Raw genomic sequence first — 12667 nt, 5'->3', positions numbered from 1 at the left:
TCGATTTAGAGGGATTGCTCAAGCATCCACTGATAATCCTGTTCACTCGCAATGCGCGGGTTCGTTTTGTGGGTGTGATCAGCCAAGGCGCCTTTAATGATTCGAGGGAATAACGCTTCAGACACGCCCAATTCCGCTAACCCCATGGGTAAATCGAGGCGCTTAGTCATGTCTGTAATAGCCGGGCCAATATCAGCGGGGCTACTGAGCTGCATCGTCTGGGCAATGCGCTCGAGCTTTTGCTCATGCTTTACAGACTCACAGCTGGAATTAAATTCGATCACTGCTGGCAGGAAAATGGCGTTAAGCGTGCCGTGGTGAAGCCGCGGATTAATACCGCCTAACGAATGACTCAAGCTATGTACGCAGCCTAATCCTTTCTGAAAAGCCATCGCCCCCTGCATTGAGGCACTCATCATATTCATGCGTGCTTCCCGATCACCGGGGTTGCGCGTCGCCTTCTCAATATTCAGCCAGCCGCGGCGCAGTCCATCCAACGCGATGCCGTCGGCAGGAGGATTAAAGGCCGCCGACATGAACGTTTCAAGGCAATGAGATAAGGCGTCCATCCCCGTGGCTGCCGTCATTTGAGCGGGCAGACTCAACGTTAATTCAGGGTCGCAAATAGCAGATTTAGGTACCAGGTGGGGTGATAACAGGCCAACTTTACGCCCATCTTCCAGGATCAGAATCGCCCCGCGGCCTACTTCACTCCCGGTGCCTGCCGTCGTTGGAATTGCGATAACAGGTGCCGTGGCAGCGGTAATTCGCTCTGAGCCTCCTTCAACCACCGCAAAGGATTTCAAAGAGCCTTCATGGGTACCGCAAATAGCCACGCCTTTAGCAAGATCAATGGAGGAGCCGCCACCAATGGCAATGATGCCATCGAAACCACCCTCGCGGTATTGCGTAACGGCTTGACGCACGGCGGCCTCATTGGGGTTGGGAGGCGTTTGATCATAAATGGCCGGATTAGGATCACTTAAATGCTTTAGCACTTGGTCGACAATACCCGCGGCCCGCACTCCCGCATCGGTCACCACCATGGGATGTCGAATACCCAGCCGGTCGCACTCCTGCTGTAGCAACGAGGCGGCCCCGAAATCAAATTGAATTTGAGTGACATAGTTGATTAGTGCCATTTCATTACCTTTGGAATTGTTAGTGTTTTTAAGTAATAACTTACTCTCGCCCTGCTAACAAGCCTGTTGATGCAACGCCACAAGCAGATATCGCGGAGCGTAATTTCGACCAATTCCAGCTCAATCAAGCTAGAGAAGTCGCGTCAAAATTGAACTAAAGTCTACAAAATATGATTATTGAACACAATGGTCGTTAATGCTAGATTTGTTTTGCCAACCTACAAATACACAAAAACCCGAGGCTCACATGAAAACAATCACCAAAACTAAATCGCTCAAGCGCATTACTGCTCTACTACTACTCACGGCATCCAGCTCGGTGCTGGCGGCCTACCCTGAAAAACCCATCACTATCATCGTTCCATGGGCCGCAGGTGGCGGCACCGATGCAACCGCGCGCACTATTGCCGCTGCGTTAGAAGAACAATTGGGCCAAACGGTGAATGTGGTTAACCGTACCGGTGGTAGCGGTGTTGTCGGCCACAGTGCCATGGCGAGTGCAAAACCGGATGGTTATACCCTGGGTTTGGCTACCGGTGAGCTCAATATGATGCACTGGCAAGGCCTGACCGACCTGACTTATGAAGATTTCACCCCAATCGGCCAGATCAACTTTGATTACGCCGGCATTCAAGTAGCCGCCGATGCGCCTTACGATTCAGTCCAAGAACTCGTAGATGCTATTGCTGAGCAACCCATGGGCACCTTTAAAGCCTCAGGTACAGGTCAAGGTGGCGTATGGCACCTAGCCTTTGCAGGCTTCTTAATGGATCAGGGGCTTGAAGCCAACCGTGTTACCTGGATCCCCAGCCAGGGCGCGGCGCCAGCAATGACGGAACTCGCTGCCGGTGGTATCGATATTGTGCCGAGTTCTGTTCCCGAAGGTCGTTCGATGATCGAAGCCGGGCGTGCCAAAAGCCTTGGCGTAATGGCACCAGAGCGTATTAACAGCTTCCCCGACGTCCCTACGATTAATGAAGCGATCGGAAGCGATTATCTCGTCGGTGAATGGCGTGGCATCACCGGCCCTAAGGGTATGGATGAGGAAATCGTAGCGACCCTTGAGGAAGCGCTAGAGGCCGCTTACAACAGCGATACCTATCAAGACTTCATGGCTAAACAAGGCTTTGGTACTGAGTGGCGCAATGCCGAAGAGTTTGGTGAGCTGATGGTCGAAATGGATGCGGTGTATGGAGAAATTGTTAAGAACGTTGGGCTGAGTCAATAAGGGGCTAAGCAATGAGAGATCTCCTCTTGGGACTAGCCTTTATGCTGCTTGGCGCCGTTGTGTTAACTGTCGCTAGTCAGTACCCGACGATGGCAAGTCTTCAATATGGTCCATCTCTGTTTCCCTCCCTCATTGGGGGAGGGTTTCTCATAGGGGGCCTGGTACTTTCGGCAACGCAGCTACCTACGCTAAAACGTCAACTGTCAGGCACCGATGCAAATGTGGGGAATATCTTCGACTTACGTTCCGTGCTTGTCTCACTTCTCCCAATAGCACTCATTATTTTTTATATATTCACGAGCGAGTTTCTTGGTGCGGCCCTCTGCCTAGCCATCATTATGTTCGTGCTTATGCTGGTGAGAAAAACTTCCCTACCTTTAGCACTGCTGGTCTCCTTCGTCGCGTCGCTCACAATTTATTTCCTATTCTCGCGATACCTGCTGATCCCCCTTCCTGAAGGGCTACTGAATTTCTGGGGTTAGATTATGGAAGCATTCCTGTTAGGGCTGCAGCTCGTCTTTAATGTAGAAACAATGCTGGTTATCTTTGCGGCCGCCATATTTGGTGTGTTCGTGGGAGCGGTGCCAGGGCTAACCGCCACAATGGCGGTTGCACTCTTGGTACCGATTACCTTCTACATGGATCCGACCCCCGCTATCGCTGCCATTGTTACCACATCGGCCATGGCTATCTTTGCTGGTGATATCCCAGCTACGTATTTAAATATCCCCGGCACCCCTTCCTCAGCTGCCTATGTTAACGATTCACATCTGTTAGCACATAAAGGGCGAGCACGAGAAACGCTGGGAATGAACTTGATCTGTTCGGTATTTGGCGGTCTATTCGGAACACTAATACTGGTCTTTGTCTCACCTTCATTAGCTGAAGTGGCACTCCAGTTCAGTTCTTTTGAATATTTCTGGCTGGCGCTACTGGGGCTAAGTTGCTCGATTTTTATCTCTATTGGCTCCAGGGTTAAAGCATTTCTCTCTTTGATGATCGGTTTACTGCTCTCGACGGTTGGTCTGGATATGATGAGTGGCGCCCCCCGCTTCACCTTCGGCATTCCAGACTTAATGGGAGGTGTTAACTTTATTCCGGTAATGATCGGCATGTTCGCACTCAACGAACTAATGCTGTTTTATGGTTCACGCAATGAGGGCAGAGAGCTGCCTTATTTATCCAAAGATAGCGTTTTCAAGCAGGCACCAAAGCATATAAAAGCTTATTGGCCGAACATGATAAGAGGGAGCTCGATTGGAACCCTGATTGGCGCACTTCCCGGCGCGGGGGCTGACATTGCGGCGTGGATTTCTTATGCCGTTGGCAAAGGCCGCTCTAAACAGAAACAGAACTATGGTACCGGTCATGTTGAAGGCATTGTCGATGCCAGCTCCGCTAATAACTCGGGAATCAGCGGCGCTTGGGTGCCGGCCTTGGTATTCGGGATTCCGGGTGACTCGATAACCGCCATAGTGATCGGCGTACTCTATATGAAAGGTATGAATCCTGGCCCCACCATTTTCATGGATGGCACCGGCTTGATCTATGCCCTTTTCATCGTGTTCTTTCTTGCCAATTTAATCATGCTACCGATTGGCTATGCGGCGATAAAATCCGCCAAGGTATTCATCTTAACGCCCCGCAAAATCCTAATGCCGATCATCTTATGCTTCTGCATTGTAGGCGCCTTCTCCATCAATAATTCGATTACTGATGTATGGATTATGTTGCTGATCGGCTTTATCGCCTCAATTCTCGCCCGATGTGACTTTCCCATGGCGCCAGCGATTCTTGGCTTGGTGTTAGGCACGACATTGGAAAACAGTTTTATGAGCTCAATGCTAAAAAGCAATGGCGATCTACTTAGCTTCTTTTCCCGCCCTATTAGTGCAGGTCTAGGTGCCCTCGTTATTTTGCTATGGCTCTCTCCGCTAATCACCATGGCCTACAAAAAATTCAAACATAATAGTCAGCACAAAGCGCCGAGGATTCCATGAAACGCTATACAAGAAATTGGTTGGAAGAGGTACTGGTTACCCTATTCATGGAGGCCGGCGCTTCACGTGAAGTAAGTGAGACGACCAGCAGTATTCTTATTGAAGGCGATTTATTGGGGCACCATACCCATGGCGTCAAACTGGCTAATGGTTACTTAAGAGATTTGAAATCGGGGCATGCGTGCGGTGACCACAACGCGATGACCTCAAAAGAGATCAGCTCAGTCGCTGCCCTTGTTGATGGCCACTATATTCTTGGCCCCTACTTAGTGCAAAAAGCGCTTGAGCGAAGTGCTGATGCAGCACGAGAGTCGGGCATTGGTATTGTGACCATAAAACGTTCGCACCATATCGCCTGCTTGGCCTCGTATTTACAGCCTTTTGTTGAGCAAGGGTTGATGCCGATCATTATGACCTCGGATCCAGCGGTGAAATCGGTCGCTCCATATGGAGGCGTTTCGCCAGTTTACACACCGAATCCTATTGCAATGGGCATCCCCAGTCGCGTCCAACCGATCATAATGGACGTCAGCATGTCGACCGTCACTAACGGCAGCGTAGGAAAAGCACATGCTGAGAAAACCAAAATGGCGCATCCTGTCATCCTGACGAATACAGGTGTTGCCAGCGACGATCCAGCGGACTTCTTTAGCGACCCGCAAGGTAGCATCCTGCCGCTCGGCGGCCAGGAATTCGGTCATAAAGGTTTTGCGATGGGGTTGATGGTGGAAGCACTGACCTCCGCATTAGGCGGGTTTGGTCGTAAAGATGCGCCCACTGGCTGGGGGGCCTCGGTGACAGTCATGGTGATCGACCCCACCCTTTTCTCGGGGCAGAGTGCTTTCCTTGATGAAACAGATCATTTAATCGAAGCATGCCTGAGCTCCAAGCCGGTCAACCCACAGCATCCGGTGCGAATGCCTGGACAAGCCGGGCTTAGTCGTCAAGATAAGTACTTGGAACAAGGTATTCCGCTGCCGGACGATGTGGTGACTGAGCTACAAAAGGCTATTGATGACTCATCACTAAAGGGCCGTTATTAAAGATAGCTGCGGCAAATAATTGATCATCGTAGGACCAGAGCAGTGAGGCATCTATCATGAGCGAACCAACAAAAATAGGCTTTATTGGCACAGGCATTATGGGTGGGCCGATGGCCGCCAATCTCGCCAAAGCTGGCCATCAGGTGCGCGTCTGGAATCGCACCCCGGATAAAGCGCACGCTCTTACCTCACTGGGCATAGAGGTAAGCGAGACTTTCCAGCATGCGGCTGAGCAAGCAGACGTTGTGGTGGTCATGCTCAGTTCAGGGCCTGTCTGCGATGAGGTGATCCTGGGCCCCAACGGTCTATTAGCAGCCATGAAGCCGCACAGCACGCTGGTAGTGATGAGTTCGATCCCGGTTGAGACTGCACAGCAGCAGGCCAAGGCCGCGGCTGAGCGCGGGATTGGTTATCTGGATGCCCCCGTATCAGGAGGCGAAAAAGGTGCTCAAGCGGGTAATTTGGCGATTATGGTCGGCGGTGAAGTGGCCACATTCGAGCGCACAAGTACCCTACTTCAGGTAATGGGCAACCCGGTTCATGTTGGCCCGGCGGGTACCGGGCAGCTAGCGAAGTTAGCCAATCAATTAATCGTCGCCAATACGATCGCCACTGTCTCAGAGGCGGTGCTTCTTGCAGAGCGCGGCGGCGCTGATCCCGCTAAAGTTCGCGAGGCACTGTTAGGTGGTTTTGCGGACTCCACCGTACTGCGCGCTCATGCCCCCCGTATGATTGCCAATGACTTCGCACCGGGTGGCCCCGCCAAATGGCAACTCAAAGATACCCAAACGGCCATTGCGCTCGCCAAAGAGCTGTCGCTTGACCTGCCCGTAACATCGCTGGTGAATAGCTTGTTCACGGACCTTGTTGCCCATGGCGACGGAGAGCTCGACCATAGCGCCTTGATTCGAGAACTCAGACGCCGAAACGAAATGCCCCTCGATTAACGACGCAAACTACCTTTATCGTTAACGCAAGTAATCGGGAATGTCGAGAACGCCGTGGTCACGAAAATCGCTAAGACGCTCTTGAACCTTGGCTTCGGAGCCTGCCAAGTGAGCAGAGAGCGCTTGGCTAGCTTGCTCGCCCTCTTTATGACGCATTCTGTCGAAGATTTTTAGATGGTCATGAAAGAACGGATCTTTGTCTGGCAGTGCCATGCTCGAGCCCAGCAGGTGCTTGCTCATAAGCAGGACAGGATGAGTGCGTCTTAGCATGTTAAAAATTTCTTGATTGCCCCCCATGCTCACGGTTCTGTAGTGCAGGTCGCTTTCAAGTTCATCCAGTGTCGCGCCTTCGACATTAGGATATTTCGCCGCTGTCTGCTCTAACTTCTCAATGAAATGGGAGATTTGTTGCTCGGGCATACTCTGCGTAGCCCTGGCAATCATAAAGGGCTCCAACTGCCTACGCGCTTCATAAAGGTTATGCAGTCGATCATTGTCCAGCGGCACAATGGACCAACTGGTGTACTTCACTTTTTCAACCACCCCAATGGACTGCAGATAGAGTAGAATTCGATGCGTAATCGTACGGCTGACACTGTATTTTCTTGCCAGTTGGAGCTCGTTGAGTTCAAACCTGCCCTTCATCGAACTCAAGACAACATCGTGTTCCACAACATCGGCTATAGCGCGCCAAGTGTCTGTGCGCTCAATCTTGGCATCCTCTCCCAACGCACTGAAATCGGCCGTGGTTAGATTCCGCCTGATAGGCTCAACGGCTGTTGCCCCCACCAAGTAACCACGGCCATCGAAACGGCAAATTAACTGTTCATCATACAGTCGTCCTAACGTCTGACGAACAGGAGAGCGGCTCATTCCGAATATTTCTGCAATATTGCCTTCGAGTAGCACTAAACCTGACTCAAGGTGGCCACTGTTGATACTTCGCTTAAGCGCCTCGTAAAGCTGGTCTTTTAACGACTGCGACATTCAAGCCACTCATTACATAGGTGTTAGTTAAGGGCTATATAGGGCTGTTAAGTAACGGCACCCACCATCCACGGCACAAATTCATTGTTACCATAACCCAACGATTCACTGGCACTCTGCTCGCCCGAGGCAATCGAAATGATCTTCTCAAAAATATGCTCGCCCACTTCTTCTACTGTGGCGGTACCATCCACAATGGTGCCACAGTTAATATCCATATCTTCGAGAATACTTTCATACATCTGCGTATTGGTGGCCAGCTTAATACACGGCGCGGGCTTAAACCCGGAGACAGAGCCGCGCCCCGTGGTAAAACACACAACGGTTGCGCCTGAAGCAATCTGACCCGTGACGGATACCGGATCATAGCCGGGGCTATCCATAAAATTAAAACCTGGCTCTTTCAACGGCTGGGCATACTCAAGCACGTCATTAAGGCTCGAAGAACCACTCTTAGCCACGGCGCCCAGCGATTTTTCAAGAATGGTGGACAAGCCCCCTGCTTTATTTCCCGGCGAAGGATTATTGTTTAATTCAGCCCCATTGATCTGCGTGTAGTGCTTCCACCACTCGATCCTTTCAAGCAGCTTACGCGCCACGTCTTCATTGATGGCTCTATCTAGCAGCAAATGCTCGGCACCATAGATTTCAGGCGTTTCACTCAATATAACGCTACCGCCATGTTGGACGATAAGATCAGCCGCATGTCCCAGAGCGGGGTTGGCGGTAATGCCAGAATAACCATCTGACCCACCACACTGCAGTGCCACGGTAAGGTGGCTCAACGGGGCCGGGCGTCTCTCGGCATCACGGTAGTCATTCGACATTTGACGGATTTTTTCCGACGCCTTCTCAATGCTCGCTCGGGTACCGCCAGCGCTCTGAATATTAAAGTAAAATATTCTTGATGTATCGGTCAGTCCATACTTTTCAACCAGTTGCTTAACCTGATTAGCTTCGCAACCTAAACCAATAATAAGCACAAAAGCAAAATTCGGATTGATCGCATAGCCATTCAATACCCGTTCAAGGAATGCAAACCCCTCAGACTCCGTATTCATTGCGCAGCCTGAACCATGGGTGACCGGCACGACGCCATCAAAGCCTAATGCCTCAAACTCACCGCTGGCATTGAGACGCTCGGCAACCACTTTTGAGACCGTGGCTGAACAGTTCACGGTGGAAAGAATGCCGATATAGTTGCGGGTACCTACTTGGCCATTTGCACGATGGTAGCCATTAAAGGTGCGCTGACTGTCAGCCACTGATGTTCTTGGCGCTGGCTTGAAATGCTCAAGTGATGTGTCACGTTCCAACATAACAATATTGTGCGTATGAACATGTTCACCTGCCTCGATACGCCGCGTTGCCAGCCCAATAATTTGACCATATTTGAAGATGGGCTGTTCTGGCTCAATGACCGTTAACGCAACCTTATGACCAGCATCAATATTCTCATGGGCAGTATGCTGATCATCGTCAATGGGGTAGCCCTTTGGAACAGCCCTGCTCGCCACGCCAACGTTGTCATGATGATGCAACCTAATGACCGCAGGTACACTATTGATAAGCTCCATTATTTTCTCCCTAGCCTCTTAGACGTTTGCAAATCACTCAGTACCCCGCCATCAGCCCTTTCGCCAGCGCGTTTAGAATTGTTGTACTGGGCATATTAGACTATCGTCGAGTTAATGATCATTGTGTGCAATATTCAATCAAAGTCAGTTTACTTTCTCCCGAAGCGCATGTCGATAGCTATAAAACAGAGCGATAAATCTGGTTATCCACACAGGTATCAAATGAGTTCTCTGCTACGCTTAAGGAGCAAAAAAGGAGGATTAAGGGCATGACCGCATAGAGAATAGTGAAATAGCACATGGATGGCTGAACACTTAGCCTGAGGTAGATTGAAGTAGAAAATTAGGAACTCAGAGGAATGCGGCGCGTCGAATATCGTTACATACCCTAGTCCGTCTTGAACGGCTTGGACTTAACACCAATGCTATAACGAATATGCCCCTAAGCAATTAGGTACCAGGAGGTTCGCATGAGAAAATGGATCGTAATGGCAGTCGTCAATTGGCTGCGTAAGCCAGCAAACAGACAGAAAGCCAAGGACGCTTGGAAAGATGTTCGTGGTCGCAATGATGCAAAGCGGACGCCGCCACAGCCGCAGGCTACCCCGCGCGATACAACAGCAAAGCGCCCTGGCAATACCTTCGATAATCGTCCTTAAACGCTAGGCAACTTGGTTTGCATAGGTGGGATATCTGACACTTCCACAGAAGATTAAGTCGCTAGTACGCAAACGCCCCGCTGGCATATCCAGCGGGGCGTTTGCGTACTAGCGGTACTGATTGCTTGGCGCTAACGCGGGAATCTTCTCTACACCCCAGTTAATGAGGTAGTGGCGTTACAGATTAAGCACGACCATGACGGTATCCGTCTCATCATTGGCTGGCTGAACCACGAAGCCAAACTCTTTCGCCATTTCCCGCATGGCATGGTTTTCTCGCAGAACATCGGCAAAGACCTGCTGAAGACCACTTTCACGGGCATAATCGATCATTTGTTGCATAAGCCGATAGCCAAGCCCGGTTCCCTTCATGTCACTACGCACCATGATCGCAAACTCCGCCTTTTCTTTGTCGGGATCGGCAGATAAGCGGACAACACCCACGATTTCCTGTTTATCTGGCGGCATCGCAATAAACGCCATTTCCCGATCATAGTCGATCTGAGTCAGCCGGGCGGCGAAGGCATGGTCGAACCGCCGGATGGCGGCAAAGAAGCGTAGCCGCACATCATCGGACGTGGAATGACGAAGCATTTCCACCAGCGAACCTTCATCTTCGGGTCGAATGGGGCGCAGTGAATAACATTGCCCATTGCGTGTTTCGATAGTTTGCTCAAGTTGCTGCGGATATGGGCGGATAGCAAACGGAGGCCGCTGTTCACGGTCGGCCTTGACCACGATGCGCGCATCCAAGGCAATCACTCCGCTGGCATCGGCCAGTAGCGGATTGATATCCAGTTCAACCACGCGATCCAGATCGCTGATCAACTGTGACAGTTTAATGAGGGTGAGAGAAATTGCCTCCAAGTCGGCCGCAGGACGGTCACGGTAGCCGCGCAGCAAACGTGAGATACGTGTCGCCTGGATCATTTCTTGTGCTAGCAGCGGGTTGAGTGGCGGGAGACCCACCACCCGGTCACCGATTAGCTCTACTGCCGTGCCTCCCTGGCCAAACATAATAATCGGCCCGAAAACGCTATCTTCCGCGACACCTAAAATCAGCTCATGCGCCCCAGGGCGACGAATCATCGGCTGTACATTAAAACCATCTAACCGCGCCTCAGGCGCCACTTGGCGAAGCGTCGCCAGCATATCTTCGGCCGCCTGTGCCACCGCACCGGGCGAGGCCAAGTTCAACTGCACTCCGCCGCTATCAGACTTATGCGAAATATCACGCGAGAGGATCTTCAACACGACCGGGAAGCCCAACTGCTTTGCTGCTTCACTCGCCTCTTCCGGTGTATGCACAGCGATGGCAGGGACGGTTGGAATCCCATAAGCTGACAATATTGCCGAGGCCTCTGGCTCGGTTAGCACGTTGCGCTCATCTTTAAGGACTTGGTCAATAATGGCGTTCGCGCTGGCTTTATCGATGGTACCGCCAGTGGAAATGGGCGGTGGCGTTTCCATCAACGTTTGCTGGTTTCTCCAGTAGCTGGATAAGTGCCAGAAGGCCCGGATGGCCTGCTCAGGCGTTTCGTAAGTTGGAATTTTTTGTGCAGCAAACAAACGGCGGGCCTTAGCTGGCGCCCCTTCTCCCAGCCAACAGGTAAGAACTGCCGGGCGTTTTGACCCCAGGGTATCAACCACCGCTTGGGCGGCGTCCAGGCTATCTGCGACCGCTGTGGGGCAGTTCATAACAAGAATCGCATCCGCTTCCTTCTCATTGAGTAAGGCTTCAAGTGCACTTGTGTAGCGCTCCCCTGGCGCATCACCGAGGATATCGACGGGATTGGCATGCGACCACGTGGATGGCAGCACACTATCCAAACGCGCAAGTGTCACTTCAGAAAGCTCGGCCAAGCGCCCCTGCATCTCGGCCAGCTCATCAACTGCCAGCACACCAATTCCTCCTCCGTTGGTGAGAATAGCTAGCCGGTCGCCTTTAACGTGGATACCGGTGGCCAGGGTGCCTGCAGCTTGAAACAGTTCATCAAGTGTATTGACCCGCAGCATACCTGCACGCCGAAACGCTGCATCGTAAACGGCATCAGCACCCGCCAGCGCCCCGGTATGTGACAGCGCGGCTTTGGCGCCAGCGTCGCTGCGCCCTGCTTTGACCACCACCACAGGTTTATTACGAGAGGCCTTGCGAGCTGCGGATAGGAATTTTCGTGCCTCAGTAATGGCCTCAACATAAAGCAGAATGGAATGCGTCTTGGGGTCGAGGGCTAAGTAGTCGAGCATATCGCCAAAATCGACATCGCTCATCGAACCGAGGGACACCACATGCGAAAAGCCGATCCCCCGCGCTGATGCCCAATCGAGAATAGAAGTGGCCACCGCGCCAGACTGCGTCACGAAGGCAACATTCCCCTTTTGGGGCATGATATGCGCAAAGCTGGCATTGATCCCCCGGTGCGGTGCCAAAATCCCCAAGCAATTAGGGCCAACAATACGCATCAAGTAAGGCTTGGCTGCATCGAGCATCGCCTGTTTGAGCACTTGGCCATCGGCATGCTCACCTTCACCGAAGCCCGCAGTAATAACCACCGCAGCCCGGCACCCACGCTCCCCGAGCTCGCGAATAAGCCCAGGAACCGTATCTGGTGGCGTCGCAATAATGGCCAAGTCAGGCGCTAACGGCAGCTCACTTACCGAGTGGTAGTTGAGAGCCGAGCGGATAGCCCGCTCTCTTGGGTTTACGGTCAAGATCGGCCCTTCGAATCCGGCATCAAACAAGTTGCGCGCCAGCACAGCACCTACTGAGCCTGGGCGATTGCTGGCACCAATCAAAGCGATCGTGGTGGGAGAAAACAACGCATCTAAATTGCGAATTGACATTGAACATCTCCGTTTAGCAATGGCAGGTCAGTGCGGCGTATCGCGAAGGACTCAACGTTAGATGAAGATGAAGTTTTCCCTACTAATCGCTTTTCTCATTCGCCGCATAGAAAAGCCGTCAAGTACTTGCTAATAAACTAATGAAGCATATTGAGATAGCTACTTATCATTTAACTTGAAATTATTTAAACGGACCATGATGACCGTCAAGCTATCGTGTATTACACAAGGTAGTTAGGT

General features: G+C 51.7%; 10 protein-coding genes. 6 read left to right on the top strand and 4 right to left on the bottom strand.

What is annotated here, in order from left to right:
- Positions 1-5 precede the first annotated feature (5 nt).
- Positions 6-1142, bottom strand: coding sequence for an iron-containing alcohol dehydrogenase (locus tag CXF87_RS15480; RefSeq protein WP_101147231.1), 1137 nt, complete (start codon positions 1140-1142; stop codon positions 6-8).
- Between the two features lie 247 nt (positions 1143-1389).
- Between CXF87_RS15480 and CXF87_RS15475 the strand changes: the two genes are divergently transcribed.
- From CXF87_RS15475 to CXF87_RS15455, 5 genes are read left to right on the top strand one after another with little or no spacing between them, the layout of a single operon-like run.
- A complete protein-coding gene (locus CXF87_RS15475) occupies positions 1390-2370 on the top strand; it encodes a tripartite tricarboxylate transporter substrate binding protein (RefSeq protein ID WP_101147230.1) in 981 nt (326 codons plus the stop codon).
- A gap of 11 nt (positions 2371-2381) precedes the next feature.
- Positions 2382-2852 carry a tripartite tricarboxylate transporter TctB family protein gene (locus CXF87_RS15470; RefSeq protein WP_101147229.1) on the top strand — a complete coding sequence of 157 codons (471 nt, stop codon included), beginning with the start codon at positions 2382-2384 and terminating at the stop codon, positions 2850-2852.
- 3 nt (positions 2853-2855) lie between these two features.
- Positions 2856-4370: a tripartite tricarboxylate transporter permease gene (locus CXF87_RS15465; protein WP_101147228.1), complete on the top strand. Its 1515-nt coding sequence runs from the start codon at positions 2856-2858 to the stop codon at positions 4368-4370.
- The gene (locus tag CXF87_RS15460; RefSeq protein WP_101147227.1) at positions 4367-5413 is read left to right on the top strand and encodes an Ldh family oxidoreductase; all 1047 of its coding nucleotides are present in this window, start codon (positions 4367-4369) and stop codon (positions 5411-5413) included. The genes CXF87_RS15465 and CXF87_RS15460 overlap by 4 nt, the downstream gene beginning before the upstream one ends.
- Before the next feature lie 56 nt (positions 5414-5469).
- Entirely contained in the window at positions 5470-6360 is an 891-nt protein-coding gene (locus CXF87_RS15455) for an NAD(P)-dependent oxidoreductase (protein WP_101147226.1), read from the top strand.
- Between the two features lie 21 nt (positions 6361-6381).
- Here CXF87_RS15455 and CXF87_RS15450 read toward each other — a convergent pair whose 3' ends face one another.
- Together CXF87_RS15450 and CXF87_RS15445 are read right to left on the bottom strand one after the other, a co-directional pair.
- Positions 6382-7347 carry a GntR family transcriptional regulator gene (locus tag CXF87_RS15450; RefSeq protein WP_101147225.1) on the bottom strand — a complete coding sequence of 322 codons (966 nt, stop codon included), beginning with the start codon at positions 7345-7347 and terminating at the stop codon, positions 6382-6384.
- A gap of 47 nt (positions 7348-7394) precedes the next feature.
- Positions 7395-8924: a UxaA family hydrolase gene (locus tag CXF87_RS15445; protein ID WP_101147224.1), complete on the bottom strand. Its 1530-nt coding sequence runs from the start codon at positions 8922-8924 to the stop codon at positions 7395-7397.
- A 470-nt stretch (positions 8925-9394) separates the two neighbouring features.
- Between CXF87_RS15445 and CXF87_RS15440 the strand changes: the two genes are divergently transcribed.
- Positions 9395-9583: a hypothetical protein gene (locus tag CXF87_RS15440; protein WP_101147223.1), complete on the top strand. Its 189-nt coding sequence runs from the start codon at positions 9395-9397 to the stop codon at positions 9581-9583.
- Between the two features lie 177 nt (positions 9584-9760).
- Here CXF87_RS15440 and CXF87_RS15435 read toward each other — a convergent pair whose 3' ends face one another.
- Entirely contained in the window at positions 9761-12427 is a 2667-nt protein-coding gene (locus CXF87_RS15435; protein WP_101147222.1) for a bifunctional acetate--CoA ligase family protein/GNAT family N-acetyltransferase, read from the bottom strand.
- Positions 12428-12667: the final 240 nt, after the last annotated feature.

It is taken from the genome of Halomonas sp. MES3-P3E (assembly GCF_002836035.1).
In the GTDB taxonomy this organism is placed as follows: domain Bacteria; phylum Pseudomonadota; class Gammaproteobacteria; order Pseudomonadales; family Halomonadaceae; genus Vreelandella; species Vreelandella arctica.
The sequence above is the reverse complement of the archived record's forward strand: the minus strand, read 5'-3'. Positions and strand labels throughout refer to the sequence as shown.

What these genes read in the sequence shown, in the direction of transcription:
- CXF87_RS15440 (WP_101147223.1), top strand. Translation starts at nt 9,395, where the DNA reads ATGAGAAAATGGATCGTAATGGCAGTCGTCAATTGGCTGCGTAAGCCA.
- CXF87_RS15445 (WP_101147224.1), bottom strand. Translation starts at nt 8,924, where the DNA reads ATGGAGCTTATCAATAGTGTACCTGCGGTCATTAGGTTGCATCATCAT.
- CXF87_RS15435 (WP_101147222.1), bottom strand. Translation starts at nt 12,427, where the DNA reads ATGTCAATTCGCAATTTAGATGCGTTGTTTTCTCCCACCACGATCGCT.
- CXF87_RS15455 (WP_101147226.1), top strand. Translation starts at nt 5,470, where the DNA reads ATGAGCGAACCAACAAAAATAGGCTTTATTGGCACAGGCATTATGGGT.
- CXF87_RS15475 (WP_101147230.1), top strand. Translation starts at nt 1,390, where the DNA reads ATGAAAACAATCACCAAAACTAAATCGCTCAAGCGCATTACTGCTCTA.
- CXF87_RS15465 (WP_101147228.1), top strand. Translation starts at nt 2,856, where the DNA reads ATGGAAGCATTCCTGTTAGGGCTGCAGCTCGTCTTTAATGTAGAAACA.
- CXF87_RS15450 (WP_101147225.1), bottom strand. Translation starts at nt 7,347, where the DNA reads ATGTCGCAGTCGTTAAAAGACCAGCTTTACGAGGCGCTTAAGCGAAGT.
- CXF87_RS15480 (WP_101147231.1), bottom strand. Translation starts at nt 1,142, where the DNA reads ATGGCACTAATCAACTATGTCACTCAAATTCAATTTGATTTCGGGGCC.
- CXF87_RS15470 (WP_101147229.1), top strand. Translation starts at nt 2,382, where the DNA reads ATGAGAGATCTCCTCTTGGGACTAGCCTTTATGCTGCTTGGCGCCGTT.
- CXF87_RS15460 (WP_101147227.1), top strand. Translation starts at nt 4,367, where the DNA reads ATGAAACGCTATACAAGAAATTGGTTGGAAGAGGTACTGGTTACCCTA.